Genomic DNA, 26,503 nt, shown 5'->3' with positions numbered 1-26,503 from the left:
GGGCGGCCTTTTTGGCATCAAAAACGGTAGGGGTGTGCAGGATCTTGCCAGGGTTTAGCAAGACCGAAAGCCATAAAGCTGGGCGGGGTTGTCCACCAGAATGCGGTCCATCACCGCATCGCTCACCGACCAGGCCTGCAGCAGATGGACCAGGTCGGTATCGTTGACGGTGCCCGGCCGCTCGGTGGTGTGCGGCCAGTCAGAGCCCCACACCAGACGCTCGGGCGCGGCCTGCACAAGCGCGCGGCCCAGCGGCACGGTATCGGCATAGCTGGGGCCATGCACCTGGGAGCGCATATAGGCGCCCGAGAGCTTGACCCAGCAATGGCCGCCATCAAGCAGACGGCGCAGCACGCCATAGGCCTTGGCCGATGCGCCTTCGGCCGGGTCCATGCGGCCCAGATGGTCGATCACCAAGGGCACCGGCAACTGCTGCAGCACTGGCTGCAGTGCGATGATCTGCGCGGGCTCGGCAAACACCTGGATATGCCAGCCAGCGCAGTCCGGGTGGCGTGCCAGCTTCTGCGCCAGGGTCTGCAGCATCTCGGGCGTGGTCGTGCCCCAGGACTGGGGCGAGACAAAGTTCACCCGCAGCCCGCACACGCGCCGCGCCGCCAGGCGCGCCAGCTCGGCATCGCTCACCGCCGCATCCACCACCGCCACGCCGCGCGCGCTGTCCCCCAGTTGGTCAAGCGCATCCAGGGTGCAGGCATTGTCGGTGCCGTAGGTCGATGGCGTGACCACCACCGTGCGCGAGGTGCCCAGGCGCTGCTGCAGCTGCCGGTAGGCTGCCACCGGCGCATGGGGTGGCGTGCGTGGCCAGTGTGCCGACGGCGCAAAGCGCGAGTCGAAGATATGCATATGGCTGTCGCAGGCCAGCGCAGGCAAGGTGCGCGTGGGCCGGTTCAGGCCGATCGAATGCGGCACGGGGGTGGAGAGATCAGGCAAGGTCATCGCAGTGTGGGCGTTTCAGGATGGCGGGGCTGGCCGCTGCAGCAGCGGCGGCCAGCGGGAAGGGATCAGTCCAGTTTGATATTGCCTTTTTTCACCACCTCGCCCCATTTGGCATCTTCCTTTTTCAGAAAGGCGCTGAACTCTGCCGGTGTCGAGCCCACGGGCTGCGCGCCCAGATCGGACAGGCGCTGCTGCACTTCAGGCTCCTTCAGCACCTCGGCAATCGCCTGGTGCAGTTGCTGGGAGATAGCGTCTGGCGTACCAGCGGGCAGCAGCACGCCATTCCATTCATAGGCTTCGTAGCCGGGGATGACGGTCTCGGCCACCGTGGGCACCTCCGGCAGGCGCGCCGAGCGCTGGGGCGACGAGACGGCCAGCGCACGCAGCTTGCCACCGCTCACCAGCGGGTAGGAGGCAGCCACGGTGGCGAACATGAAGTCCACCTGCCCGCCCATCACATCGGCAATCGCCGGGCCACCGCTCTTGTAGGGCACATGCACCATGTCCAGGCCCAGCTTCTGGCGGAACAGCTCGGCCGCCAGGCGCTGCACCGTGCCACTGCCGCCCGAGGCGAAGTTGATCTTGCCCGGTTCGGCCTTGGCCTTGGTGATCAGGTCGTTCACGTTTTTCAGCGGCGACTCGGCCTTGACCACCAGCGCATTGGGGGCCAGCAGCACCAGCGACAGCGGTTGCAGCGCATTGGCTGCATAGGGCATCTTGGCAAACAGATGCGGGTTGATCGAGTAGGGTGTCGCGTCGTAGAGCATGGTGTAGCCATCGGCCTTGGCCTTGGCCACAAAGCTTGCGCCAATGGTGCCGCTGGCGCCAGCCTTGTTCTCCACGATCACGCTGGTGCCCAGCTTGGCGCCCATGCGCGTGGCCAGCACACGGGCCACCGCATCGGCCGCGCCGCCCGGGGCGTAGGGCACGACGATGGTGATGGGGCGCTCGGGGAAGGCGGCATGCGCGATGCTGGCGGCCAGCGCGCAAGCGGCGATCAGGGGTTGGATAAAGCGGGGCATGGTGTCTCCTGAAGATAGGTATAGGTATGGGGTTGGATGCAGTGTCCGGATCAATCGGCTTTGAGATCCAGCTCGCGCGCAATCTGGGTATAGGTCATCACCTCGCGCGCCACCTGGCTGCCAAAGGCCGGGCCGCAGGTCGAGTCGGCGTCCAGCCCCAGGCTGTGCAGCTTGTCCACGGTAGCGGCGTTGCCGGCAAAGTCGCGGGCGGCTTTCTCCAGCTGCTGCGCAATTGCGGCGGGCAGGCCGGCGGGCGCCATCACGCCATACCAGGCATCGGCCGAGTACTTGCCGCCACCAGCCTCGGCAAAGGTGGGCACCTCGGGCAGCAGCGACGAGCGCTTGGGCGAGGCGACAGCCAGGGCTGTGAGCTTGCCGCTCTTGATCTGCGGCAGCACCGAGCCCAAGGTGGCGAACGAGCTGTCGAGCTGACCGCCCATCAGATCAGTGACCACCGGGGCCGCGCCTTTGTATGGCACATGGTTCAGCTGCAGGCCATTGGCGCGCGCAAACATCTCGGTCGCAAAGTGGCCGGAGCTGCCCATGCCGGCGGTGCCGGCCGTTGTGCGCCCGGGCTCCTTGCGGGCACGCGCCATGTAATCGGCCAGGCTCTTGACCGGCAGGCCCGGCTGCACCACCAGTACCGTGGGGCTGGTCGCGACCGTGCACAGCGGCTGGAAGGACTTGAGCGCATCAAACTTGACCCGGCCGCTGTAGAGGCCCGGAATCATCGTGTGGTTGGTGGCGGCAAACAGCAAGGTATAGCCATCGGCCGGTGCACTGGCCACCGCTTGCGCAGCCAGGATGGTGTTGGCGCCGGGCTTGTTGTCGACCACAAAAGGCTGGCCCAGGGTGCGGCCTGCGTAGTCGGCAAAGGCGCGTGCCACCACATCGGTGGGGCCGCCTGCGGCAAAGCCCACAATCAACCGCACCGGTTTGGCGGGGTAGGCGGGAGCCTGTGCAAAGCTGGCGCTGGCCGCCAGCGCTGCTGCTGCCACCAGCGTTTGCACGGCGAGTGCTGGCAGATTTTTCTTCTTGAACATGTGCTTGTCTCTTTCTCAATCCATGCGAATGCCGCTGGCGCGGATCACGCCGGCCCATTTGGCGGTTTCGGCCTGCACAAAGCTCGAGAAGGCCTGCGCGCTGGAGCCTACGCCTTGTACACCCAGTTCGGCAAAGCGTTTCTGCATCTCGGGGCTGGCCACGATGGCGCGGGTTTCGGCCTCCAGCCGCTGCAGCACGGGCTGCGGTGTGCCCGCCGGGGCAAAGAGGCCATTCCACTCGTTCACCTCAAAACCGGCCAGGCCCGATTCGGCCATCGTCGGCAGCTGCTCCCAGCCATCGCTGCGCTGGGCGGAGGTGATCGCCAGCGCGCGCAGCTTGCCGCCTTTGACAAAGGGGCCACTGGCCGTGGTGGCGCTGAACATCACATCCACCTGGCCGCCGATCAGATCGGTCAGCGCCGGCGCGCCACCGCGATAGGGGATATGCGTCATCTCCAGCTTGGCGCCTTGCTTGTACAGCTCCGCCGCCAGATGCTGCGCGCCGCCGTTGCCGGCCGAGGCATAGCTGAGCTTGCCCGGCGCGGCCTGCGCGGCACGGCTCAGGTCGGCCACCGTATGCAGTGCCGAGCTGGCGGGCACCACCAGCAGCAAGGGCACCTGGTTGATCAGCGAGATCGGCGCGAAATCCTTGGCCGGCTGGTAGGGCAGTTTGGCAAACAGGCTGGGGTTGACGGTAAAGGCCGTCGCATCGAGCAGCAGCGTATAGCCGTCGGGCGCAGCCTTGGCCACCGCCGCCGCGCCAATCGTGCCGCTGCCGCCGGGGCGGTTGTCTACGATCACTTGCTGGCCTAGCCGGCTGCCCAGCTGGGTGGCCAAAAGTCGCGCGGTGTTGTCGGCATTGCCGCCGGGCGGGTAGGGCACGACGAGCTTGATGGGCTTGTCGGGCCAGGGGCTTTGCGCCTGGGCGGGCAGCGCGCCTGCCATGCCTGCTGCCAAGGCGATGCTGCCCAGCGCTTGGGCCGCAAGCGCCATCGGCCAGCGGCGGTTAAAAACCTGCTTCATCTTTGTCTCCTGTCTTTCAGGCGTTCCTTAACGGGTCGCATGCTTGCAGCCTCTTAGTGTTTGCTGGGGCCGGGTGCATGCCCGGCCCGTTGTTAGGCAAGGGCAAGCAACGCTGGCTTGCCCGTGATCCAGCCAGTGCCTCAGGCCGTGGCTGGCGCCTTGGCCAGCACGGCCAGCAGGTTCTGGGCTGCGCCCACGCCCATGTTCACGTAGGCATCGCTGGTCACGCCGCCGATGTGGGGGCTGAGGACAAAGTGCGGCTCGCGCTGGAAGGGGTGGCCGGCGGCCATCGGCTCCACGGCAAAGCTGTCCAGGCCCGCAGCCATCACCTGGCGCGCGCGCACGGCATCGAGCAAGGCGGCCTCGTCGATCAACCCGCCGCGCGCGGTGTTGACAACGATGACGCCGCGCTTGCACTGCGCCAGGCTGCTGGCATTGAGCATGCCCCGGTTCTCTTCCGTCAGCGGGCAGTGCAGCGAGATCGCATCGGCCTCGCGCCAGAGGGTGTCCAGGTCCACGCTCTGCACATAGGCTGGCAGGTTCTTGGCAAAGGGGTCAAAGCCGATCACGCGCATGCCCAGCGCATCGGCCATCTTGGCAAAGCGCAGGCCGATGGCGCCCAGCCCTACCAGGCCAATGGTGCGGCCGCCCAGCTCCAGGCTCTTGTGCGTGGCCTTGTCCCAGTGGCCGGCATGCATGCGTGCATCGAGCGCCACGACGGACTTGGCGCAGGCCAGCAGCAGCGCCAAGGCCTGCTCGGCCACGGCCGCAGCATTGGCGCCCACGGCGGCCACGACCTCGATGCCACGTGCCTTGGCGGCCACCTTGTCGATGGTGTCGGTACCGCTGCCGTGCTTGGAGATGACCTTGAGCGACGGGGCCGCATCCATGACCGTTGCGCCGACCTTGCCGTAGCGCACGATGATGGCCACCGGGTCATATTGCCTCGCCAGCGCGACCAGGTCGTCTTCGGTCGGTGTCTTGCCGGCGTAGATGACTTCGTAGCCGCCAAGCAGGTTCAGTGCTTGCTGCGCCAGATCGGCGCCGGTGACGATGATGGCGGGTTTCACAGCGATTCTCCTTCCTGGAGCACGCCGGCCGCGCGCAGCGCAGCGGGCAGCCATTTCGATGCCGTGTCGCCACGGGCAATCGCGTCGATGCGGGCGGCTTCATCGGCCACTTTCTTGTCGGCCAGGGCTAGCATCGCAGGCGCCTTGGCGCACTCGATCACGACCACGCCATCGGCGTCGCCCACGACCAGGTCACCCGGGTTGACCGTGGTGCCGCCGGCCGAGATCGGGTGGTTGATGCGGCCGGGCACAAACTTGGTGGGGCCAGCGGGGTTGAAGCCGGCGCTGAACACGGGGAAGTCCAGCTCCAGGATTTCGAGCTTGTCGCGGATCGCGCCATCGACGATGACCCCTGCCAGGCCCCGCTTCTTGCAGGCGCTGAGCATCAAGGTGCCCATCAGCGCGGCCGTCTGGTCGCCCTTGCCATCGATCACCAGCACATCGCCGGGCTTGGCCAGCGCGATGGCGGCATGGATCATCAGGTTGTCGCCGGGGCGCACCTCGACCGTGAAGGCCGGGCCTGCGACCTGCATGTTTTGGTGGACGGGTGCCACCCGTGCATGCATGGTGCCGCGGCGGCCGGCCACGTCGGCCAGAATGGCGGCCTGGAAGCTGCTGGCCTTGGCAACGACGTCGGCGCTGACGCGCTCGATGTCACGGATGATGTCGGGAAGTTGGCTCATGGTGTTGGTCCGTTGGGAGGGATAAAAAAAATGGGGTGTCGGGAATGGCTGGCGCCTTATCGGCTTTGGTTACTCGGCCTTGATGTTTCCGTCTTTGATGACCTGGGCCCACTTGGCCGAATCGGCCTTTTGCAGCGCGCCCAGCTGCTGGGGTGTGCCACCCACCAGGCTGATGCCCAGCTTGTCGGCCAGTGCCACGACGGCGGGGTCTTTCAATGCCTGGTTGATGTCCTGGTTCAGGCGCTGCACAACGGCCTGGGGCGTCTTGGCCGGCGCAAACACGGCCTGCCATTGCTCGACGACAAAGTCCTTCATGCCCACTTCGCCCATCGTCGGCACATCAGGTAGCGCAGGCAGGCGCTTGGCAGAGGTAACGGCCAGCGCACGCAGCTTGCCGGCCTGCACATGGGGCAGTGCAGCGGCTACGGGCGCGAACATGAACTGCACCTGCTCGCCCAGGGTGTCCTGCAAGGCCGGGGTGTCGCCCTTGTAGGGGATGTGGATAAAGCGGGCGCCGGTCTGCTGCTGCAGCAGCTCGCCCTGCATCTGCAAGATGGTGCCGTTGCCGCCCGAGGCATAGGCCAGCTTGCCGGGCTGGGCCTTGCCGGCAGCGACCAGATCGGCCACCGTTTTGAAGGGCTGCTTGGCGCCCACGACCAGCATGTGCGGGATGGTGCCGAGGATGGCCACGGGCTCGAAGGCCGCAATGTGGTCATAGGGTAGCTTGCCCATCAGGTGCGGCGCAATCGCCTGCGGGCCGATCGAGGTGCCCAGTAAGGTGTAGCCATCGGGCGCGGCCTTGGCGACCCAGGCCGCACCGATGGTGCCGGTGGCGCCCGCCTTGTTTTCCACAATCACGTTGGTGCCCAGCGCCGTGCCAATGCGCTGCGCCACATTGCGGCCCAGCACATCGGTGCTGCCACCGGGCGGGTAGGGCACGACCCAGGTGATGACCTTGTCGGCAGGCCAGTCGCCTTGGGCCAACGCGGGCGTGGCGCCCAGGCTGGCCAGCAGCGCTGCGCCTGCAGCGGCAAGCAGGCCGCGGCGTGCGCGCTGTAGGAAGGGGGTAGTTGCTAGGAATGTGGTCATGTCAGTCTCCGAAGTGTTTTATGAATCGGCCAAGGGCCAAAGCCGTAGAGCGCGGCCGGGTTGTCGACCAGCACGCGCTGCAGGGTGCCGCTGCCTGCGCTGTGCTGCGCCCAGTCGGCCAGGCGGTCGATCTGGCGCGCGTCATCGGGCATGGCTTGCACACCGGCCGACGCGGTGGCATGGGGCCAGTCACTGCCCCATAGCACACGCTGGGGCGCTGCGCGCAGGTAGCTGGCGGCCAGCGCATCCAGCGCCGGGTCTTCCACGCTGTGCTGGTCGCTGACGATGTAGCCGCCCGACAGCTTGATCCAGGCCTGGCCGCGCTGCAGCAGCTCCAGCAGCAGACCGTGCGCAGCGCTGCCCGCCATGGCCGGCGCGATGCGGCCAAAGTGGTCAAACACTAACGGCACCGGCAGCTCGCGCAGCACGGCCGCCTGGCCCAGCAGCAGATCGGGCGCCATCAACAGCTGCAGGTGCCAGCCCAGCGGAGCAATGCGCTGGGCCAGCGGCCTGAGCGCCGCCACCGTGCCCGCCACGCCCAGCGACAGGTTGAGCCGCACGCCGCGCACGCCCAGGCGGTGCAGGCGCTGCAGCTGGGCATCGCTCTCCGTGCCGTCGATCACCGCCACACCCCGGGCCTGGCTGCCCAGCGCTGCCAGGCCTTCGAGCATGCAGCGGTTGTCCGTGCCATAGGTGGAGGGGGTGACCAGCACGGCACGCGTGGTGCCGATGCGCTGCTGCAGCGCGCGGTAGTCCTGCGCCGAGGCGTCGGGTGGCAGCAGCCTGGCGCCCGCTGCGCTGGGATAACGGCTGTCATACACATGGATATGGCAGTCGCAGGCGCCGCCGGGCAGCGGGGTGGAGGGTACGGCGGTACCTGCCGAGAAACGGACGGGCACAGCCAAGCTATCGCGGTGCATGGCGCGGGCTCTGGGTGAACGGGGTGGTGTTGGGGGAGGGGGGCTGGGCGCGGGCCGGTGTGCTTGCGGCCTTAGTTCAGGCTGGCGCCTGAGTCCTTGACGATCTTGGCCCAGCGGGGCACTTCGGCATGCATCAGCTTGCCAAAATCTTGCGCGCTGCCGCCCAGGATATCGCCGCCTTCGGAGCGCAGCTTCTCGACCACATCGGGCTCGGCCAGCGCGGCATTGATGGCCAGGTTGAGCTTTTGCACGATCGCATCTGGCGTGCCGGCCGGGGCCAGGATGCCAAACCAGGTAATGGCCTCAAAGTCCTTGCTGCCGGACTCGGCCATCGTTGGCGTGGAGGGCAACTCGCCCGAGCGCTGCTTGGAGGTCACCACCAGCGGCTGGAGCTTGTCATTGCGCACCTGGCCGATCAGGGAGGGGATCGATCCAACAAAGAGGTCGATCTGGCCGCCGGACAGGTCGGTGATCGCTTGCGCAATGCCTTTGTAGGGCACATGGCGCAGCTTGACGCCAGTGGCTTGCTCGATCTGGGTGACGGCCAGGTGGGCGACGGTGCCATTGCCGGCATAGCCCACGGTGACGGTATCGGGCTTGGCTTTCGCAGACTTCAAAACTTCGGCGATCGAGTGCAGCGGGGTGCCTGCGCCACTCACCATCAGGATTGGCGACGAGGAGACGAGCGCGACCGGGGTCAGGTTCTTGAGCGGGTCGTAGGGCAGCTTTTTGTACAGCGCCGGGTTGATGGCCAGGTTGCTGGTCTGGCCCATCACCAGTGTGTAGCCATCGGGCGCGGCCTTGGCGGCGGCGTCCACCCCCAGGTTGCCACCGGCGCCGGGGCGGTTGTCCACGACGATATTCCAGCCATTCTTCTCGGTAACCTTTTGCGCCACGGCGCGGGCAATCATGTCGGTGCCGCCGCCGGGCGGAAAGGGCACCAACAAACGGATGGGCTTGGCCGGGTAATTGCTTTGGGCGTAGGCGCCGGTGGCTGCTGCGGCGAGTACCGCTGTGCCCAGCGCCAGGCGGCACAGGCGCGCCGAGATCGAAATCGCTCGTGTCGTGATCGTCATACGTTGTCTCCGTATCGTTGTGTTGGTGTGGCCTTTTGGTCTGCTGCCAATCGGTGCGCTACTTTAAAAAAAAGTTTCAAGGGGTACAATGCCGTTTCAACCAATGAAACACATTGCACCATGGGCAACCCGTATCAGCGCAAACCCGCAGCCCGATCCAAGGCGAAACCCGGCCCCGTTGTCACGCAGCTGGTGGAGGACGACCTAGTCGGTGCCGAGGCCGTTGCAAATGCGGGGCAAGAGGAGGGCGCATCGTCGACCAGCACCGTCACTGCGGTGTTGCGTGCCATGCAATTGATCGATGCCTTTGCGTTGGGCGAATCGCATCTGCCGCTGGCCGAGCTGAGCCGGCGCTGCGGCCTGCACAAGACCACGGCGCTGCGCATTGCGCGCACCCTGGCGCAGTCGGGCTACCTGGTGCAGCGGGAAGATGGCGATTGGCGCCTGGGCCCGGCAGCGGGCTGGCTGGGCGCGCGTTACCAAGCCGGTTTTGATGTGCAAAACGTGCTGGAGCCGGCGCTGCGCGCGCTGACGGTGGCCAGCGGCGAGAGCGCCGCCTTTTATGTGCGCGAAGGCCATGTGCGCACCTGCCTGGTGCGGGTGGAAGGCCCGCAGGCCTTGCGCCACCATGCGCGCATGGGCGAGGGGCTGCCGCTGGACAAGGGCTCGCCAGGGCGGGTGATTCTGGCGTTTTCGGGCGAGCCGGGCGACTTGTACGAAGCCATCCGCCAGCGCGGTTTTCACTGGTCGATTGGCGAGCGCGAGCAGGGCGTGGCCACCATCTCCGCGCCGGTGTTTGGCAAGCACTGGCGGCTTCTGGGCTCCGTCTGCGTCTCCGGCCCCGCCTCGCGCCTGCCACAGCAAAAGCTCGAAGAGATGTCCACGACGGTCATCGCAGCTGCCAACCAGCTGTCCTATGCGTTGGCGGGCAATACGGGGCCGTCTGCGACCCTGGTGCGGGCCAGCCACTGGCACCCCTGAGTCCTGCGCGGATGTGGCTGCGGCGTCCCTCGCGCGGCACGTCGAACGGGGGACTGCTGCAGCGGCTTAGCGCACCATGCAAGGGCGCTTGTTGTCAAAGCGCCAGCCCGGAACCAGGTACTGCATGGCAATCGCATCATCGCGGGCACCCAGGCCGTGCTGCAGGTAGAGCTGGTGCGCGCGCTCGACGGCGTCCATGTCCAGCTCGATGCCCAGGCCGCCCTGTTGCGGCAGCTCGATATAGCCGCCCTTGATCTGCAGCGGCTGCTTGGTGAGGCCCTGGCCGTCTTGCCAGATCCAGTGCGTGTCGATGGCGGTGACCTTGCCGGGCGCGGCAGCGCCCACATGGGTGAACATGGCCAGCGACACATCGAAATGGTTGTTCGAGTGCGAGCCCCAGGTCAGGCCAAAGGCCTGGCAGAGCTGGGCCACGCGCACCGAGCCTGACAGCGTCCAGAAGTGCGGATCGGCCAGCGGAATATCGACCGATTGCAGCGACAGCGAATGCGCCATCTGGCGCCAGTCGGTGGCGACCATATTGGTGGCCGTGGGCAGTCCGGTCGCGCGGCGGAACTCGGCCATCACTTCACGGCCGGAGAAGCCCTCTTCTGCGCCGCAAGGGTCTTCGGCATAGGCGAGGATGCCGTGCAGATCGCGGGTGATGCGCACCGCATCCTTGAGCAACCAGCCGCCATTGGGGTCCAGGGTGATGCGGGCCTTCGGAAAGCGCTCATGCAATGCGCGGATGGCTTCGACCTCGTCCTCACCGCGCAGCACGCCACCCTTGAGCTTGAAATCCTCAAAGCCATAGCGCGCATAGGCGGCCTCGGCCAGGCGCACGATGGCCTGCGGGTCCATGGCTTTTTCATGGCGCAGGCGCTTCCAGTCATCGGCCTCGTCGGGAAAGCTTTGGTAGGGCAGGTCGGTCAGTTCGCGGTCGCCCACATAGAAGAGATAGCCCAGCATCTGCACCGAGGTGCGCTGCACGCCTTCGCCCAGCAGCGCAGCGACTGGCACGCCCAGGTGCTGGCCCAGCAGATCGAGCAGTGCCGATTCTGCTGCCGTCACCGCATGGATGGTGGTGCGCAGGTCAAAGGTCTGCAGCCCACGGCCTGCGCTGTCGCGGCCCGCAAAGTTGCTGCGCATCGCGTTGAGCATGGCGTTGTAGTTGCCCACCGGCTGGCCGAGGATCAGCTCGCGCGCGTCTTCCAGGGTATTGCGAATGCTCTCGCCACCCGGCACCTCGCCCACCCCTGTGCGGCCTGCGCTGTCGGTCAGGATCAGCAGGTTGCGGGTGAAGAACGGCGCATGGGCGCCGCTCAGGTTGAGCAGCATGCTGTCATGCCCGGCCACGGGCACCACGCGGTAGCCGGTGATGCGGGGGGTGGAAGAGGGCGACGCGGATGTGGTGGCTTGCATGGTGGGCTAAGGGTCAATGTTGGAGGTTGTGCAGCGGGCGTGTTGGGCTCGGGGGGCTGTTGCTTTGAGCCGCTAACACGGCCCAGCAAACCGCAGGTTTGCGGTTGAGACGAGGCGCCAAGTCGCAGACAGTACGGTAGTACGGCAAGGCTTGGCGCGGCCGGCCAGGCAACGACGTATCAAGGGTTGTGTTAGTGGCTCTTATTGTGCGGTGATGTTGCCGGTGGTGATGACCTGCTTCCAACGCGCAAACTCCTTGCGCTGGAACTCGGTAAAGGCCTCGGGGCTGTTGCCGACAATCTCCAGCCCCATGTCGGTGAACTGCTTGCTCACAGCTGGGTCGTGCAGCGCTTTGACAATGCCGTCGTGCAGCTTGGTTCGGACATCGGCGGGCAGGTTCTTCGGTGCGGCAAAGGCTTGCCAGGCATAGACGTCCATGCCATCGATGCCGGCTTCTGCCATCGTCGGCACATCGGGCAGCACGGCAGAGCGCTTGTTGCCCGTGACCGCAATGGCCTTGAGCTTGCCCGACTTGATATGGGGGAAGACGCTGTTGACGTTCTGGAAGGACATGTCCACCTGGCTGCCCAGCAGATCAGCGGTGGCCGGCGCGCCGCCCTTGTAGGGCACATGCAGGCCCTTGGTGCCCGTCTTCTGCCAGAACAGCTCGGCAGTCAGGTGGTCCGACGATCCCGCGCCCGAGGTCGCAAAGCTGACCGTATCGGGCTTGGCCTTGAGCATGGCGATGACATCCTGCACGTTGTTGACCTTGGGGGCGAGGCTGGGGTTGACCACCAGCACATTGGCCGTTTGTACCGCCACGGTGATGTAGCTGAAATCGCGCGTCGGGTCATAGGGCAGGCCCTTGATCAGATGGGGTGCCACCACGAGCGGTGCCAAGGACGAGACCAGCAAGGTATAGCCATCGGCCGGGGCGCGCGCCACCTGGGCGGCGCCAATGCTGCCCGTCGCGCCGGCCTTGTTTTCCACCACCACCGACTGGCCCCACTGCTGGCCCAGGTTGTTGCCAATCGCACGCGCCACCGTGTCGGTCGCGCCGCCCGCGGGGAAGGGCACGATGATGGTGACTGGCTTGTCCGGCCAGGCCCAGGCACTGGGGCTGGCGGCCAAGGCCGCAGCGCTGGCGCAGACGAGGGCCGCTATTTTTTTCCATCCTGGTTTTGGGGTGGTGCTCATGTTTGTCTCCTGCTTTTAAGGCGTTGCTGAAATCTGGCTGAGCGATGTGTCGCTTCGAATGGTTAACGTTAACATTTGAATTTGTCGTATTGTTAACGTTAACTTTGGCTGAGAAATCGGTAATTACCCGATATTGTCAGTGCGGAAGGGCTGGGAGTTTTGCGGGGGTGGCTGTTTAGCCGCTGCTGCGCTGGGTGATGGAAAAGCCTATATCGACACGCTGCGCATCGACTGCCTGGTCCAGGGTGCGGGCCACAATCATGTCGGCCGCCAGCTGGCCAATGCGGGTGCCATCCAGCCGCACGGTGGTGAGGGGTGGGGCGGTGTCCTTGGCAAACTCCTGGTCGCCCAGGCCGACAACGGCCAACTGCTGCGGCACCTGCAAGCCCTGGTGCTGCGCCTCGACCAAGGCACCCAATGCCAAGGTATCGGAGCTGCAGAAAACGGCGGTGACCTCGGGCCGCTGGGCCAGGATCTCGGCCAGACCGCGCCGCCCACCACCCAGGGTGCTGGGCGCCGGCGTGTAGGCCACCGTCACCTCGGGCAGGCCTGCCGCCTGCGCCGCCTGCGCATAGGCCGCCACGCGCACCCGGGCCCGCGCATCGTCGCCGCTGACCATGCCCAGCTGCCGGTGCCCCTTGGCGATGAAATGCGCCGCTACCGCCTGGCCAATCGCGCTGTGCGAAAAGCCCACCAGCATGTCGATCGCCGTGTCCGTCAGATCCCAGGTCTCCACCACCGGAATGCGCGAGGCCTGCAACAGCGCCCGGCCTTCTTCGGAGGCGGCCATGCCGATCATCACAATGCCATCGGGCCGGCGCTGGATGATGGCGCGGATCAGGTCCGCTTCCTGCGCGGCGTCATAACCGGTGCGGCCAATCATCAGCTGGTAGCCGTGCTGGTTGAGCGCATGGTCGAGCGACTGGATCAGCTCCTGGAACACGGGCCCCACCAAGGTCGGCAGCAAGGCCGCCACCAGCCGCGCCCGCGACAGCCGCAACCCGCTGGCCAGCGCATTGGGTACATAGCGCATGCTGGCGATGGCATCGCGCACGCGCTGCAAGGTTTTGGGGTTGAGCCGCTCAGGGTGGTTGATCGCCCGCGACACCGTCATCGCAGACACGCCCGCAGCGCGGGCTACATCTTGGATCTTGGACGGTCGGTCAGTGGGTTGCACGGGCAGGGATGATGGCGGCTGAAAGTGCCGCTATCGTAGTCCATGCTGGTGCTGCGGGGCGGTGCAGTGGGATTGGGATGGTATTTGAGCCAGCTTTGGCGGGCGGTAGTCGCCCCCTGCCAACCATACGCACTCAGAGGTTTAATGGCCGAGGATCCATTCACTTGCACTCCAGGATCTACCTATGAAGACTGCCACCATCCCATCCATCTGCGTCGAGCCCGCTTTCATGGACGAGGTGGCGCGTGCCTTGGCGCAGAACGAAAGCCTGGCGTCTTTTGTCGAGACCGCTGTCCGCCGCGAGATCCAGCAGCGGCAAGCACAGGCGGGATTGCTGCAGCGGGGATTGGCCGCCACGCGGCACAACAGTGCTGCTCCTGGCATCCCTGCACAGGTCGTGATTGCCCGCCTGGAGGCCAAGCTGGCCGCAGCCAGGCAGCGCAAATGAACCTCTCAATGTCAGACAGCTGGATCTCAACCCACCCGCCTTACCTCCAGCGCTGATACTGGCGCACGCGCAGGCCACAGCGCGACCAGCACCAGCAGCACCGCCACCAGCAGATAAGGCGCGCCCGGGTGCAGGTCATAGACCAGGGTGCCCACCAGGGGCCCCAGGATCATGCCCAGGCCATGGGCTGCGGCAACGGTACCGGCAGTGGCGCCTTGCTCATGCGCGCCCACGGCATTGGCGGCCAGTGCCATGACGGAGGGGAAGACCCAGCCCATGCCGGCGGCGCCTAAAAGGTAGCCGGCCCACAGCGCCCAGGGCGTGCTGGCCAGCAGCAGCGACGCAAAGCCCAGCGCAGACAGGGCGCAGCCGGCGCGGATCAGGCGCTGCGGGGTCCAGCCCAGTTTGCGCACGGCCAGCTGGGCGAGGATCAGGCCCACACCGACAACGGCCAGCGCTATGCCGGCGGCGCGGGCAGCGGCGCTGGCGTCCAGCTGCAGCCGGTCCAGCGCAAAAAAACCCACAACGACCTGGGCAATGGTCACGCTGAACATCGCGCAAAAGGCCACGGCCATCGGGCGGCGCAGGCGCGGGTCGCTGATCTTGAGGGGGCCGGTGGGCGGGTTGGCGTGCTGCTCGCTGCGCGGCAGCCAGCGCCACAGTACCAACAAGGCCAGGGCGGGCAGCACGGCGGTGATCAGCAGCGGCAGCTCCAGGCTGTGCGCGACCAACAGGCCGGTGACGCCGGGGCCCGCCACCATGCCGATGCCGCTGGCGGCGCCCAAGGTGGCCATGGCCGCCGCACGCTGCGGGCCGGGCACATGGTCGGCCACTAGCGCTGCACCGGTGGCGGGCACGGCGGCATAAAAGCCCCCGGCCATGCCGCGCAGCAGCACCAGCCCGGCAAAGGCCAGCCACACGGGCGGCTGGCTGCGCAAGGCAAACACGATAAAGCTGCACAGCAATGCATAGCAGACCACAAAGCCGCCCAGGCCCCGCAGCAGGATGGGGCGCCGGCCCCAGCGGTCACTGGCCGCCCCCCAGCGCCGTGCCAGCAGTACCCAGGCCAGGCCCCCCACGGTCACCGCCATGCCGGCCTGCCAGGGCGCCAGCCCCAGCAGCCTGGCGATGGGGCCGATCAGCGCCACAAAGGACATCATCGACAAGGTGCAGACAAAGTTCTCGAACATCAGCGGCCGCATGCTGAAGCTGCGCACGGGCGCCGTGGACGGGGCCGCATCGGATGGGCGGGCGGGGCTCGCCGAGGTAGACGGGACGGGCATCAGACTCCTTCAATAACATGGTCTTTAAATGATAATCAATCTCATTTAATGATAAACTCGGTTCCTGTGATTTGCCCCTCTTGTGATGAACGTCATCCCGCCATGCGCGCCGTTTGCGGCGCTGCCAACGCCCTGGCGTTGTGGGGGCCAACGGGCAGCGGTGCCGCGTGCTTCTGCTGCTTTTCTTCCCTCCTTCGGGTGCAGCTGTCTGCATCTGCCTGACCATCCACCAACCCGCCATGAGCGCCACCATGACCACTTTGCATGCCGCGACCAGCGCCCGCCGTACCTTGCAACTCCGCCGCCCAGCTGTGCCACAGCCGCAGGACGCAGCCGATACGCCCGCTGCCTGCGAGGCCGAGTCCCATGCTGGCGAGCCACTCACCATTGCGCTGCAGCCCCGGCCGCTGAACGATGCCAACCTGCAGGTGCGCAGCGTGGACAGCGCCAGCCTGCTGGCCGGCCACAAGACCGTGCAGATCGCCCATAACGGCTCCGTCTACACCTTGCAGGCCACCAAGCTGGGCAAGCTGATCCTGACGAAGTAAAGCGCTCCACACCGCTGATAAAACACAGCCCGCTGGCATGCAATGGCCAGCGGGCTGTGGTGTTTGTGGGCTCTGGCAATGGCCAGAGCCTTTGTGGTGATCAGAACGACACGGTGGCCGACAAGCGGTAGGTGCGCGGCGCGCCCGGCATCACAAAGCCATCGTTGAACATGCCGATCCAGTAGTTCTTGTTGGTCAGGTTCTCCACGCTGGCGTTAAAGCGCACAGGCGTCGATCCGAACTTGGTGGCGTAGCGGGCCATCGCGTCAATGCGGTTCCAGGATGGCACCTTCAGGCGGTTGCCCGAGTCCGCCCATTGCGAGCCGGTATGGAACAGGCGCCCGCCCACCGACAGGCCTTGCACGGGGGTGTCCCAATCGAGGCCAATGCGGGTGCGCAGCTTGGGCACGCCATAGTTCTCCAGCCCGGTGTTGGTCTGCTTGGATTGGATGTACTCCACACCGCCCAGCAGCGCCGCGCTCTCGCTCAGCTTGCCAAACGCGCTCCACTCCAGCCCGCGCAGGCGCTGCTCGCCATCGAGCACCTGGAAGTTCGCGCTGTTGGTGACGATGGAGGGCTTCTTGATCTGGAAGGCGCTGATGGTGTGCGTGGTCTGACCGGCCTGCAGTTTCACACCCACTTCGCCTTGCTTGGTCTGCATCGGCGCGAGCGTGTCGCCCTGGTTGGCAAAGCCGGTGCCCACGGTGCGGCCGGGCTCCAGGCCTTCGGTGTAGTTGGCAAACAGCGCGATGTTCTCACCCCAGGGGCGTAGCACGCCGGCAACCATTGGCGAGGTGCGGCTTTCGCTGTAGTTGGAGGCCACGCCATTGACCAGCGGCGTCTTCACCGTCTGGTGGCGCAGGCCCAGGGTCAGCAACAGCTTTTCATCCCAAAAGCCCATGGTGTTGGCAATCGCCACCGAGCGGAATTCGTTCTCCGTCGTGTAGTCCTTGAAGGTGGGTGCTGCGGGGAAGGCGGGCTCCGTCGGCCGGTACATATTGGTCGTGTAGCAGTAGTTGCAGGCCGTGTTGACCGTGCCTTCCTTGTGCTTGAGGATGTTGAACGACAGCTGCAGGCGGTGCTGCACGCTGCCGGTGTCGAACTTGCCGATGACGCCCGCCTCGGCCGTGCGGCGCTCGGACTTGGTGTGCACGTTGTAGATCGCGCCGCGCGTGGTGCCGTCTGCGCCGGTCACAATGGCGCGCGTGCCAAACAGCAGGCCCTGGCCTTCGGCCTCCGACCCGCCCGCTGCCACATAGCCCTGCCAGTTTTTGCTGAAGTCAAACTCGGCCCGGGCCAGCAAGCCGCTGTTGTCGTACTTGCCATGCGTACCCTTGAACAGGTTCACATCCCCATCTGGCGGTGAGAGCAGGGTGCCCACACCGGGGATGGCTGCGCTGCCCAAAAAGCTGAACATGCCGGGGCTGCCGCCATCGATCTTGTTGACGCTGTTGTACAGATCCAGGTAGAGGCGGAAGTTGTCGCCCAGGTAATCGAGGCCCAGCGCGCCCACATTGCGCTTTTGCTTTTCGTCCTCGGCGCCCATATCGCCCGATCCATAGACGCCATTGAAGCGCAGGCCCAGGCGCTGCTCGGGCCCAAAGCGCTTGCCCACGTCGGCATGCAGCTGGTAGTACGAGTCCGACACATAGGTGGCGGTCAGGTCGGCAATCGGCTGGGCCAGCGCGCGCTTGGTCACCATATTGACCGAGCCGGCCACGCTGGCGAGCGGCGGCATGCCCGAGAGCAGCACATTGGGGCCGCGCATCACCTCGACCCGCTCGAACATCTCGATCGGCACCGAGTTGGCCGGCGCAATGCCGTAGAGGCCATTGGTCGCTATGTCCATCGCCGTCACATCGAGCCCGCGCAGGTTGAAGTTCTGCAGCAAATGGCCCTTGTTGGTGGTAAAGACCACCGCCGCATCGTTTTCCAGCACATCCTGCAGCGACAGCGCCGACCAGTCCTCGGCCAGCTCGCGTGTGTAGGCATTGACGTGCACGGGCGCCTCCATGATCGAGGTCGCCCCCAGAATGCCCAGCCGTGCCCCCTTGGCTGCCTTGCGCCCGGGCGCGAGCGCAGGGAGGTCTTCACGCTCATAGCGGTCGCGCACGGTGACCTGGGGCAGGTTGACGGGTGCGCTGGCCTCTGTGCTGGCGCCCGCCTCCTGCGCGGGTGCTGCTGATTGCGCTGGCTGGGCCTGCTGGGCCGATGCCCCAGCGCTGGCGGCAGCGGCCATCAAGGCCAGGACGATCAGGTTAGGTTGGTGTCTGAGTTGGGTTGTATGTGACATGAGAATGACGTTGCTATGACTTTAATGAACAAGAATCATTCTCAATCGTATTCATCAGATGTCATGTTTGCAACTTTTTGTTGTATTTATGGGATCACCCGCCGCTGAATTTGGTGCGAGCCCTGCGTCTGGAGACTCAGGTTCCGCTGTAAGCACGGGGCGAGGAAAGGTCCATATACTGATATGAATATCAGGAGATAAATTTGAATAAAGCCATGGGTATCCGTTCTACCGTTGTTGCTAGCGTGCTGGCGCTCGCAAGCAGCATGGGTTGGGCTGCTCGCAGTTTTACCCCCCAGGCCGGCACCTGGGCCATTACCGAAGAATTGGATGGAAAACCGGGCCGGGGCCTGGCGATTGATGTGCAAGGCAATACCTTCTTTATGCAGGTATTTGGCTATGAGACGAATGGCGACGCCACTTTCTACACGGCTACCGGGCAGATGGATGGCGACACCGTTACTGCACCGCTGATGCAGTACCAAGGGGGGCGCAGCTTTGGCAGTGATGCAAGGGATGCGCAAGAACTGGGATCGTCAGGCAATGTGACAGTCAGTTTTAGCAATGGGCTGCAGGGAACGGTGCAGTTTCCAGGGGAGCCCGCACGGGCGATTCAGCGCTTTGAGATGCGAAGCGAGGACTACCTATCCCGCTATTGGGAAAAGGGAAAGACACGTTATTTTCAGAGCACGATGCTGGATGCCAGCCAGAATCCACAGTGGTTTGCAGGCATCAGTGTGGGCAAGCTGACTCAGGATAAGCAGTGGAAAGTCTGGGTTTCCGAGCTCAGAGACTATCCCGGGCAAACGCTCGATTGCACGCAGGTGACCGGCAAGGATGAATACCTCTGCACAAGTACTGAGACGCAGGCCCCATATGATCCGCATCCCTTTGTTCAATCAATGAGATTGCGCATTGCCAATGTGGATTTGGTGGGTGTGGCGGAGGTGATCAGTCAGGGCGTAAAGCAGACCTATTCTCTCAACGGGGCTGCAGTCGGGGGGGATGATCGCGGGGGTATTGCAGCCTGCCCGGGCTGGCAGGATATATATGTTGGAGATATCTCCGGCTGCAGCGCAAAGCAGACCCCCAGCAGCGGCACCTGGCTGGTTCGGGACGAAGTGACGTTTAAGCCTGGGCGCGGTATTGCTATTGATGTTCAAAACGGGATGGCGCTTGCCCAGGTGTTCAACTACCTGCCCAACGGCGACGCCACTTTCCATATGGGAAGCGGTGAATTCCAGGGGAGAGAAACAAGCTTTGGCCTGAACCGATACCGGGGTGGCCGCCCATTGGGTGGGCCATCGGCCAGTGCCGAATTGGCGCAGGCCGTTGGCGATCTCACGCTGGATTTTGTGGTTCTGGAACCGACTGCTCAGTCGTCATCTCGGATTGAGGGCGGTATAGCGTTTCCAGACGAGGTGCGCAAGCCAATGTTGCGCATGGCCATGGAGCCAGGTGTACTGGATGCGCGAAGTCTGTTGGGTCAATGGTGGCTGCGATTCGACGCAGAAAGCGGCAAACAGCGGGTGAATGAAGCAATCACCTTGTCGCGTGTAGAAGGAAAGTACACCCTCAGTGCAGATGGGGCAGTGCGCTGCTGGCGGTCTAACCCACAGTTTCTCCCCCAAGGCGTTTGCGTGTGGAACCGTGACGGCAAGGTCTACCGCGCGTCATTGTTCCAGCAAGCAGGCAATCGAGGGTCTTATGCGCTGCAGGTCCGCGACCGCCATGGCAACCTGATGGGGCTGGGGGACGTTCCCTTGGAGTAATGCCTGCGATGAGGGGCTGGGCAACCAGCCCCTTGCAGCAGATGCCGGGCGCTCATCAAGACCTTATGTGCGCTTCTTCCGCGTATCCGGCAAGAACGCGGTCGCCAGCCCCAGCAGCGGCAGGAACGAGGTCAGGCCATACACCCAGACGATGCCATGCACATCGGCCAGCTCTCCCAGGCCCGCGGCACCGACGCCGCCGATGCCGAACATCAATCCAAACATCAAACCCGAGACTAGGCCCACGCGGCCGGGCACGGCCTCTTGCGCATACACCACCAGTGCGGCAAAGGCGGACGACATCACCAGGCCGATGGCGATGGCGAGCACGGCGGTCCACACCAGGCCCACATAGGGCAGAGCCAGCGCAAACGGCGCCACGCCCAAAAACGAGATCCAGATAACGGCCTTGCGGCCGATGCGGTCACCGACCGGGCCGCCGGCAAAGGTGCCCGCTGCCACAGCGGCCAGGAACATGAAGAGAAACAGCTGGCTGCTTTGCACGCTCAGGTTAAAGCGCTCGATCAGGTAGAAGGTGAAGTAGTTCGTGAACGATGCGATATAGACAAACTTGGCGAACATCAAAATGCAGATCACCATGACGGCGCGGATGACGCCCGCGCGGTTGAGGCCTTCACCCGCATGGTTCTTGGCCAGGCTCTGGGCCTTGGCGCTGCCGTTGTGGCGCACCCAGATGGTCAGGCGGTACAGCACAAAGATGGCGACCAGGGCGACCACCATGAACCAGGCCACCGCTGGCTGGCCATGGGGGATGACGATGGCCGCCGTCAGCAGCGGCCCAATGGCAGAGCCAGTATTGCCGCCCACCTGGAAGCTGGACTGCGCCGTGCCAAAGCGGCCGCCCGATGCCAGGCGCGCAATGCGCGAGGCCTCGGGATGGAAGGTGGCCGAGCCCACGCCCACCACGGCGGCGGCCACCAGCAGCATCTCGTAGCTCTGCGCGGTGGCCAACAGGCCAATGCCGATCAAGGTCATGCCCATGCCGGAGGGCAGCAGGTAGGGCTTGGGGTGCTTGTCGGTGTACATGCCAATCCATGGCTGCAACAGCGATGCGGTGACCTGGTAGACCAGCGCAATCACGCCAATCTGCCCAAAGCTGAGCGAAAAGCTCGCCTTGAGCATCGGAAAGATCGACGGCAGCATCGCCTGGATCATGTCGTTGAGCAGGTGGGCGAGCGCGGCGCCGCCCACAATCGGCAATAAAAAGCCGTGCTGCTGAGTATCTGCAGGTGCTGCAGCCAGTGCAGGCGAGGGGTTGAGGGTGGCGGTATCAGCGGTCATGGCGTCGGGCGGGCAAACCTGGGCAGGCAAAAAAATCAGGCAAGCGGCAAGCCTACGGGAAGATGCGCTGGCGCAATCGCGCAAGCAGGACAAGAAATATCGAATTTGTGCCAGTTGAGCGAATGACAGTCATTCGCGGGCAGGGTAGATGCGTGGCCGGCCGCCGCTTATGATGGCCATTCACTTCAACGCAAGGACGGCCCCCATGACACAGATTGCCCATCTTCGTGACGCGATAGCCGCGAGCCAGCTTTTGAACGACGTGCAAGCCGACGACGGCTTTGTGGTGGGCAGCGTGCGGTTCCATGCCGCAGGGGCCGATATCCATGTCAATGTCGACCCGGAGCTGGCCGACAACCCGGACATGGATGTCGATGCCCTTATCGCCAATACCCAGCGCTTTTTGGCGATGCCAGCCGATCAGTGGACGGCGCTGGTCCACGACATTGCGCTGGAGGTAGAAGAAGCCGTTGAAGACGATGAGGTGCAAGAGCCCACCGATCTGCGCAATGACCTGCGCCTGCATTCGGTGGCCGTTTTTGCCGATGCCGTGCTGCTGTCATTTGTCGCACCCAAGCAGTTTCCGCAGTGCTGGGTGCGGGCCCAGCTGTGCGAGGAGCTGCTGCTGGAAGACATCTCCATTGACGAGAACGATGGTGTGGAGACCATCGAATTCAAGTCGCTCGATGATCTGCTGGACAACCTGAGCGCCAACAACGACAAGTAGCGCACCAGCGCACTGCAGCCCTCGTCCCAGGGCTGCGTGTGGGTTGCGCATCGCGCATCAGGCGGCCGAAGGCGCCGGCCCAAAATATTGCGGCACCCGCTGGACCAGTTCCTCGGCCGCTTCCCAGAACTGCTCGTCCAGTTCTTCAATCTGCTCAGACAAGTCACCGGCCACTGCGCGGTACACATCATCAATGGTGTTGACCTCGTCCGACTGGGCAATGGGGCCCACCAGGCGCCAGAACGCGGTGACTACCGCGAGCGTGGCGCTGGCCCGGATCTGGGCAAGCGCAGCCAGGGCCGCATCCATCTCGGCCATGCCCCAGTTGCCCAGAAACTGCAGCAGGCCGCCGTTGTAGCCATCGGCCACCAGGCGCCACAAGGCCACCAGCGCCCGGCTGCGGTGATTGAGCTGGTCCGCCTTCCAGTCCAAGGCCTTTAGCTCGGCCAACGCCGCTTCAAACAGCGCATCCTGCTCCAGTGTCCAGACATTGAGTGCGCCGTCAGCCGAGGTCTGACCGGCGCTGGGCCAGTTGACGCCGCGCCCGTCCGCGGTAGCCACCCATTGCGATCGCTCTTGCGCGTTCATCGCAAGCACCTTGGGCCCCACCCAGGACAGCGGAGCGGCCAGCTGGCGGCCGTCATCGAGCAGCAGCAAAACGCGCTTTTCTTCAAAGATGACGTCGGTGATCGGAGATCCGACGACGGCATGCCCGTCGTGCTTCATGCATGGCCTTTCCGGGGCGCAAACCTGCCCCCAACAGCGGATGAGTTTAAGGGAGATCCCGTTTCGGCGAGGGTGCTGCCCGCGCCTTATCTTGAGCGCCCTCCTACCCGTAAAGGCCCAACTGTAAACAACATGTAAACCTGGTGGTTTCAAATCATTGTTGCGTAACAGGTAAATCAAATTTTGATATTTGTTTTAATCCAAACTTCTTTGCTTAATGCAGAAATGAATATCATTTTTCATTTATATATTTCATTATTACAAGTCGCTGATTGTAATTTTTAAAAGAGAATGTTTGGAGTGTCTCTCGTACTATATTTGCCGTAAATTTCTGCATCCACGCCACCTTGCTTGCCGCCCACCCTTGCTGCCATTGGCGCAGGTGCGCGCTGCTGGCTGGGCTGGCCACGCCAGGCCGCTTTCAAGATCCCCGTGCATTTGCAAGCGCAGAAAAATCCACGGAAACCTGGCGTCCGATATGGAAAGGGATTTGTGCGCAATATATGATTAATAGTGAGATTAAAGTCCCACATGTAATGATCGTCGATCGCGATCTACAGCAACTTCGTCTTCTGGTCACCGCACTGCGCAGCCGCTCTTACACCGTCAGCGTCATTGAGAATGAGAGCCAGGTCTACACCCGCATTCTTTTAAAGCCTCCTGATCTGGTATTGATGGATGTGCGCTTGCCCGATCGCAGTAATATCAAGGTGGCCAGATTGCTTCAAGAGAATGCATCCACCCGCTATATACCCATCCTATTTATCTCTGCGCTGTCTGATAAAGAAGACCGGCTGCTTGGGCTTCGTGCTGGGGCTGTCGACTATATATTGAAGCCCTATTATGTGGATGAGGTGCTGGAGAGGGTTCGCATTCACATTGCGCTGGCGCGTAAAAGAGCCGGATGGGAGCAGCATACAGCGGATGCGGTGAGGGCATGGAATATACCTTCGGGAATCCTGTCGGCCAATATGAGCATCAAGCAGGTAGCGACCGAATTCATAATCCATCACCTCAGTGACTCGACGCTAAAAGGCGGTGATGTGGCTGCCAGCCTGGGTTTGTCCACCCACCGCCTAAATATGGTATTTGAGGCCACCGTGGGCATGACGGTCTTTGAATATATTCGCAAAGAGCGGATGTCCAGGGCCGCAATGATGCTGGAGACCGGCTCACTGGGGGTCGCGGACATTGCGACCGAAGTCGGCTATGCCAACTCCGGCAACTTTTCCACCGAGTTCAAGAAGTTCTGGAAAAGGTCGCCCAAGCAGTACCGCATGGCATTCCAGGCGCAGGGGGCACCGGTGCCAAGCCAGCCGTCAGAAGATAAACCGGAGTAGCAACCGGGGTGCCGCACGTCTTGACGTTCAAGTGCTCAATCTGCGGATGAATCGCGAGATAAACCTATGCGGATCACCGCACTCCACCGAGCCCCTCTTCGCCGCGTGACTCCGCATACGAAAGTCTGGACAAGCACTACCGACACGACCAAAAAAATGCCAGTCAGCATGTCACTGACTGGCACCGGTTTGAAGGCCGATCAGCGATCAGGCACTGTGCTTGCGTGCACGCCCCATGCCGAGCATGGCCAGGCCTGTGGCAAGTACCAGCAGTGCCCAGGTGGACAGCGACGGAACCGCAGTGGGCACGGGGACCGCGCGAATCGTGATCTCGTGGCTCAGCTTGCTGTCAACGCCCGAAGCGCTGACGGCAGACGATCCCACTTCCGTTGGCTTGCCCTCGACCACACAGGTGACCACAGCCCCTTCTGGGATGGTGGAGGGCGATGTCCAGCCGGTGGCAGCCGGGGCAGCGGGCGTGACGATGGTGCAAGCGCCAGGCCCTTGGGTGATGCCGGCAGGCATGCCGGAGACGGCGCAGTTGGCCCCCGCCTGGTCTGCACTGCCCCGGTTGCTGCAGCTGTAGCTGCCTTGGTAGGGAGTGCCGACCGTTCCCGTCGACGGCAATCCGCTCAGATCGACCACGACATCCGCAGCGCCCACGACGGTGATGTCCTGGGTCGCCGTGTTGTTGCTCAGGTCGCGGTCTCCCGTCGTGCCGGTGGTGCCCGTCGTTGTCGTCGTTTTCTTCACATTGGCGGGTGTGCCGCCCACCTCACAAGTGACGACCGCGCCTTGCGCGATGAGGTTCCCTGCGGTCCAGGCTGCGCTGTCGGGGCTTACCGTGCAAGCCTGGATGCTGAGCCCATCTGGCAGCGGGCCGGTGGTGCAAGCCGTCGCAGACAATGCATCGGCATCGCCCAGGTTGCTGCAGCGCAATTGCCCTTGGTAAGGCACGCCGACCGTCGCGGTGGCCGGCAGTCCGGACAGGTCGATGGCCAGATCGGGTGCCGTGACCGTCATCGTGACCTCAGCCGTTGCGCACTTGGTCTGGTTGGGCGCTGGCAAGCAAACGTCGTAGCTAAAGGTATCGACGCCCACGAAACCAATGGCAGGCGTGTAAATAAACTTCCCAGGATTTGCCGGATCGGCCGCAATCGTTCCGCCGTTGGCCGACGTGGTCTGCGCGGTGACCGAGCTGCCCTCCGGCACATGGGGATCGTTGTCCGTCAGATCCAATGAGCCCGAGGGCGTGTTGATCCGCGTAGTACCCGAATCGTTGACCGTAGCCGGCGGATCCTCAAAAGTATTGGTGATCTTGGTGGGCACCCAGGTTTGGGGCAACTCCGTTTCTGCAGGCAGTCCTGGCAGCTTCTCTTCGCGCACTGCGATGTTGTCCAGCTCAAAGCCGGCACCCCAAAAGCGTATCTTCTTGATGGTGGTGGAGCCGAAAGCGGTAGTGTCCTTGAGCACATAGTTCAGATACACATAGGGCTCAGCGTTGTTCCCCTCGATAAAGGGATTGCCGTTGTATTGCGCTCTGCTGTAGGTGATGTTCTGGTCCAAGGCCTTCATCGTGAGGTTGGAGGGCGAATTCAAAAACGCCATCAGATCGTCGGTGGTCATCGCCGTCAGCACGTTGTCGTTCTCATCGAGCAACTCCACGTTGTTGCCGTTGGAGCCTGCGGACCACCAGAAGCCGACATAGCGCGCAGGGTTGGTCAAGGTCACCGTGACGCCTACCGGTGTGCCGGTTGTCCCTGCATTGAGAAAGTTGGAACCACCACTGCCCATTACCGTGCCGGTGCCTGCGCCGCCATACACATTGGCAGCGGCCACATTGGTATTGCCGCCGGCGCCCACCTGGTACGTTCCGATAGCCCAGTTGCCGGATGTTTTAGTGCCCAGGGTCTCGCCGTTGAATGTTTCGATGGTGTACGACTGCTTGTAAGCGTCGGACCAAGGCAGAGCGCCTTCGGGCACCGCTGCGTTGAGAGCCGCATTGCGGACGGGTTCAGAGATATAAAGCGTCAGCTCACTGGCCTGGGCATTCCAGGCGCTCATTCCAGCCAGGCAGGCAAGGGCCAAAGCCGCAGAAGTTTTTGTCATAGACCTTGTGAATAATTTAGAAAACAAAATCTTCGATATGAATCGCCTTTGTCTTTTTTCGGGACGATTCATTTCCCTCGCACATCAAAAGGCGAGTCGCGGTGGTTCGGGCTTTAGATCCGTGGATACGCCCAGCTGGCAGAGAGCAGGGGGCGGTTGAGGAGATCCATGGCCTGGGTTGGGCTTGCCGTCAGCGGACGCTGCTGTGCAGCGCGAGGGAGATTCGAAGCGATGGATTGTAGAACAAAAGGAACATTTACTGACAAAATTTACAATTGGGCGAAATGCTGCAGAAGGTGCT

23 protein-coding genes are annotated in these 26,503 nt (G+C 63.8%); 6 read left to right on the top strand and 17 right to left on the bottom strand.

Going from position 1 to position 26,503, the window contains the following annotated elements:
• Positions 1-54: 54 nt before the first annotated feature.
• The 9 genes from DCO45_RS02275 to DCO45_RS02235 form a co-directional block, all read right to left on the bottom strand.
• Complete coding sequence (locus DCO45_RS02275; protein ID WP_116924294.1) at positions 55-954, bottom strand: amidohydrolase family protein; 900 nt, start codon at positions 952-954, stop codon at positions 55-57.
• 65 nt (positions 955-1,019) lie between these two features.
• Entirely contained in the window at positions 1,020-1,976 is a 957-nt protein-coding gene (locus DCO45_RS02270) for a tripartite tricarboxylate transporter substrate binding protein (protein ID WP_116924293.1), read from the bottom strand.
• Between the two features lie 50 nt (positions 1,977-2,026).
• On the bottom strand, positions 2,027-3,019 hold the full coding sequence (locus DCO45_RS02265) for a tripartite tricarboxylate transporter substrate binding protein (protein WP_116924292.1): 993 nt from the start codon (positions 3,017-3,019) through the stop codon (positions 2,027-2,029).
• A gap of 15 nt (positions 3,020-3,034) precedes the next feature.
• Complete coding sequence (locus DCO45_RS02260) at positions 3,035-4,042, bottom strand: tripartite tricarboxylate transporter substrate binding protein (protein ID WP_116924291.1); 1,008 nt, start codon at positions 4,040-4,042, stop codon at positions 3,035-3,037.
• A gap of 140 nt (positions 4,043-4,182) precedes the next feature.
• Positions 4,183-5,112: an NAD(P)-dependent oxidoreductase gene (locus DCO45_RS02255; RefSeq protein ID WP_116924290.1), complete on the bottom strand. Its 930-nt coding sequence runs from the start codon at positions 5,110-5,112 to the stop codon at positions 4,183-4,185.
• On the bottom strand, positions 5,109-5,795 hold the full coding sequence (locus tag DCO45_RS02250; protein WP_116924289.1) for an RraA family protein: 687 nt from the start codon (positions 5,793-5,795) through the stop codon (positions 5,109-5,111). The genes DCO45_RS02255 and DCO45_RS02250 overlap by 4 nt, the downstream gene beginning before the upstream one ends.
• 69 nt (positions 5,796-5,864) lie before the next feature.
• Entirely contained in the window at positions 5,865-6,884 is a 1,020-nt protein-coding gene (locus DCO45_RS02245) for a tripartite tricarboxylate transporter substrate binding protein (protein ID WP_116924288.1), read from the bottom strand.
• On the bottom strand, positions 6,881-7,804 hold the full coding sequence (locus DCO45_RS02240) for an amidohydrolase family protein (protein ID WP_116924287.1): 924 nt from the start codon (positions 7,802-7,804) through the stop codon (positions 6,881-6,883). Before DCO45_RS02240 ends, DCO45_RS02245 begins: the two co-directional genes overlap by 4 nt.
• A 71-nt stretch (positions 7,805-7,875) precedes the next feature.
• Positions 7,876-8,880, bottom strand: coding sequence for a tripartite tricarboxylate transporter substrate binding protein (locus DCO45_RS02235; RefSeq protein ID WP_116924286.1), 1,005 nt, complete (start codon positions 8,878-8,880; stop codon positions 7,876-7,878).
• 120 nt (positions 8,881-9,000) lie between these two features.
• Here DCO45_RS02235 and DCO45_RS02230 point away from each other — a divergent pair, with 120 nt between their 5' ends.
• Complete coding sequence (locus DCO45_RS02230; protein WP_260719781.1) at positions 9,001-9,861, top strand: IclR family transcriptional regulator; 861 nt, start codon at positions 9,001-9,003, stop codon at positions 9,859-9,861.
• Between the two features lie 66 nt (positions 9,862-9,927).
• On the opposite strand, the gene gudD is transcribed toward DCO45_RS02230, so the two are convergent.
• From gudD to DCO45_RS02215, 3 genes are all read right to left on the bottom strand, one after another.
• Positions 9,928-11,280, bottom strand: coding sequence for a glucarate dehydratase (gene gudD, locus DCO45_RS02225; RefSeq protein WP_116924285.1), 1,353 nt, complete (start codon positions 11,278-11,280; stop codon positions 9,928-9,930).
• A 201-nt stretch (positions 11,281-11,481) separates the two neighbouring features.
• Positions 11,482-12,477 (bottom strand): tripartite tricarboxylate transporter substrate binding protein, encoded by a 996-nt coding sequence (locus tag DCO45_RS02220; protein ID WP_116924284.1) that lies wholly within the window; start codon positions 12,475-12,477, stop codon positions 11,482-11,484.
• A gap of 175 nt (positions 12,478-12,652) precedes the next feature.
• Positions 12,653-13,654, bottom strand: a complete 1,002-nt coding sequence (locus tag DCO45_RS02215) for a LacI family DNA-binding transcriptional regulator (protein ID WP_243419211.1) — start codon at positions 13,652-13,654, stop codon at positions 12,653-12,655.
• Between the two features lie 184 nt (positions 13,655-13,838).
• Here DCO45_RS02215 and DCO45_RS02210 point away from each other — a divergent pair, with 184 nt between their 5' ends.
• The gene (locus DCO45_RS02210) at positions 13,839-14,102 is read left to right on the top strand and encodes a YlcI/YnfO family protein (protein ID WP_116924282.1); all 264 of its coding nucleotides are present in this window, start codon (positions 13,839-13,841) and stop codon (positions 14,100-14,102) included.
• Between the two features lie 26 nt (positions 14,103-14,128).
• Here the strand turns inward: DCO45_RS02210 and DCO45_RS02205 are convergent, their stop codons facing one another.
• Positions 14,129-15,385, bottom strand: coding sequence for an MFS transporter (locus DCO45_RS02205; RefSeq protein ID WP_207788036.1), 1,257 nt, complete (start codon positions 15,383-15,385; stop codon positions 14,129-14,131).
• A gap of 251 nt (positions 15,386-15,636) precedes the next feature.
• Here DCO45_RS02205 and DCO45_RS23135 point away from each other — a divergent pair, with 251 nt between their 5' ends.
• A complete protein-coding gene (locus DCO45_RS23135) occupies positions 15,637-15,933 on the top strand; it encodes a hemin uptake protein HemP (protein ID WP_232539382.1) in 297 nt (98 codons plus the stop codon).
• Positions 15,934-16,033: 100 nt separating this feature from the next.
• Here the strand turns inward: DCO45_RS23135 and DCO45_RS02195 are convergent, their stop codons facing one another.
• Positions 16,034-18,226 carry a TonB-dependent siderophore receptor gene (locus DCO45_RS02195; RefSeq protein ID WP_116924281.1) on the bottom strand — a complete coding sequence of 731 codons (2,193 nt, stop codon included), beginning with the start codon at positions 18,224-18,226 and terminating at the stop codon, positions 16,034-16,036.
• 203 nt (positions 18,227-18,429) lie between these two features.
• Between DCO45_RS02195 and DCO45_RS02190 the strand changes: the two genes are divergently transcribed.
• On the top strand, positions 18,430-19,998 hold the full coding sequence (locus DCO45_RS02190; RefSeq protein WP_133247997.1) for a hypothetical protein: 1,569 nt from the start codon (positions 18,430-18,432) through the stop codon (positions 19,996-19,998).
• 63 nt (positions 19,999-20,061) lie between these two features.
• On the opposite strand, the gene DCO45_RS02185 is transcribed toward DCO45_RS02190, so the two are convergent.
• Complete coding sequence (locus tag DCO45_RS02185) at positions 20,062-21,300, bottom strand: MFS transporter (RefSeq protein ID WP_116924279.1); 1,239 nt, start codon at positions 21,298-21,300, stop codon at positions 20,062-20,064.
• 205 nt (positions 21,301-21,505) lie between these two features.
• On the opposite strand from DCO45_RS02185, the gene DCO45_RS02180 reads away from it, so the two are divergent.
• On the top strand, positions 21,506-22,027 hold the full coding sequence (locus tag DCO45_RS02180) for a cytochrome C5 (RefSeq protein ID WP_116924278.1): 522 nt from the start codon (positions 21,506-21,508) through the stop codon (positions 22,025-22,027).
• 57 nt (positions 22,028-22,084) lie between these two features.
• Here DCO45_RS02180 and DCO45_RS02175 read toward each other — a convergent pair whose 3' ends face one another.
• Positions 22,085-22,753, bottom strand: coding sequence for a DUF4375 domain-containing protein (locus DCO45_RS02175; protein WP_116924277.1), 669 nt, complete (start codon positions 22,751-22,753; stop codon positions 22,085-22,087).
• A gap of 347 nt (positions 22,754-23,100) precedes the next feature.
• On the opposite strand from DCO45_RS02175, the gene DCO45_RS02170 reads away from it, so the two are divergent.
• A complete protein-coding gene (locus tag DCO45_RS02170) occupies positions 23,101-24,093 on the top strand; it encodes a helix-turn-helix domain-containing protein (RefSeq protein WP_133247995.1) in 993 nt (330 codons plus the stop codon).
• A 207-nt stretch (positions 24,094-24,300) separates the two neighbouring features.
• Here the strand turns inward: DCO45_RS02170 and DCO45_RS02165 are convergent, their stop codons facing one another.
• On the bottom strand, positions 24,301-26,157 hold the full coding sequence (locus DCO45_RS02165; RefSeq protein WP_116924275.1) for an Ig-like domain-containing protein: 1,857 nt from the start codon (positions 26,155-26,157) through the stop codon (positions 24,301-24,303).
• Between the last annotated feature and the right edge of the window lie 346 nt (positions 26,158-26,503).

This window comes from Comamonas sp. JNW (genome assembly GCF_003105075.1).
In the GTDB taxonomy this organism is placed as follows: Bacteria; Pseudomonadota; Gammaproteobacteria; order Burkholderiales; family Burkholderiaceae_C; genus Comamonas; species Comamonas squillarum.
This window is presented reverse-complemented; position numbering and strand designations above follow the sequence as displayed.

Excerpts from the sequence above, each read along its gene's own strand:
- DCO45_RS02260 (WP_116924291.1), bottom strand. The coding sequence starts at position 4,042 with ATGAAGCAGGTTTTTAACCGCCGCTGGCCGATGGCGCTTGCGGCCCAA.
- DCO45_RS02240 (WP_116924287.1), bottom strand. The coding sequence starts at position 7,804 with ATGCACCGCGATAGCTTGGCTGTGCCCGTCCGTTTCTCGGCAGGTACC.
- DCO45_RS02265 (WP_116924292.1), bottom strand. The coding sequence starts at position 3,019 with ATGTTCAAGAAGAAAAATCTGCCAGCACTCGCCGTGCAAACGCTGGTG.
- DCO45_RS02210 (WP_116924282.1), top strand. The coding sequence starts at position 13,839 with ATGAAGACTGCCACCATCCCATCCATCTGCGTCGAGCCCGCTTTCATG.
- DCO45_RS02245 (WP_116924288.1), bottom strand. The coding sequence starts at position 6,884 with ATGACCACATTCCTAGCAACTACCCCCTTCCTACAGCGCGCACGCCGC.
- DCO45_RS02235 (WP_116924286.1), bottom strand. The coding sequence starts at position 8,880 with ATGACGATCACGACACGAGCGATTTCGATCTCGGCGCGCCTGTGCCGC.
- DCO45_RS02275 (WP_116924294.1), bottom strand. The coding sequence starts at position 954 with ATGACCTTGCCTGATCTCTCCACCCCCGTGCCGCATTCGATCGGCCTG.
- DCO45_RS02165 (WP_116924275.1), bottom strand. The coding sequence starts at position 26,157 with ATGAGCGCCTGGAATGCCCAGGCCAGTGAGCTGACGCTTTATATCTCT.
- DCO45_RS02250 (WP_116924289.1), bottom strand. The coding sequence starts at position 5,795 with ATGAGCCAACTTCCCGACATCATCCGTGACATCGAGCGCGTCAGCGCC.
- DCO45_RS23135 (WP_232539382.1), top strand. The coding sequence starts at position 15,637 with ATGACCACTTTGCATGCCGCGACCAGCGCCCGCCGTACCTTGCAACTC.
- DCO45_RS02270 (WP_116924293.1), bottom strand. The coding sequence starts at position 1,976 with ATGCCCCGCTTTATCCAACCCCTGATCGCCGCTTGCGCGCTGGCCGCC.
- gudD (WP_116924285.1), bottom strand. The coding sequence starts at position 11,280 with ATGCAAGCCACCACATCCGCGTCGCCCTCTTCCACCCCCCGCATCACC.
- DCO45_RS02175 (WP_116924277.1), bottom strand. The coding sequence starts at position 22,753 with ATGAAGCACGACGGGCATGCCGTCGTCGGATCTCCGATCACCGACGTC.
- DCO45_RS02220 (WP_116924284.1), bottom strand. The coding sequence starts at position 12,477 with ATGAGCACCACCCCAAAACCAGGATGGAAAAAAATAGCGGCCCTCGTC.
- DCO45_RS02230 (WP_260719781.1), top strand. The coding sequence starts at position 9,001 with ATGGGCAACCCGTATCAGCGCAAACCCGCAGCCCGATCCAAGGCGAAA.
- DCO45_RS02205 (WP_207788036.1), bottom strand. The coding sequence starts at position 15,385 with ATGCCCGTCCCGTCTACCTCGGCGAGCCCCGCCCGCCCATCCGATGCG.
- DCO45_RS02180 (WP_116924278.1), top strand. The coding sequence starts at position 21,506 with ATGACACAGATTGCCCATCTTCGTGACGCGATAGCCGCGAGCCAGCTT.
- DCO45_RS02195 (WP_116924281.1), bottom strand. The coding sequence starts at position 18,226 with ATGTCACATACAACCCAACTCAGACACCAACCTAACCTGATCGTCCTG.
- DCO45_RS02185 (WP_116924279.1), bottom strand. The coding sequence starts at position 21,300 with ATGACCGCTGATACCGCCACCCTCAACCCCTCGCCTGCACTGGCTGCA.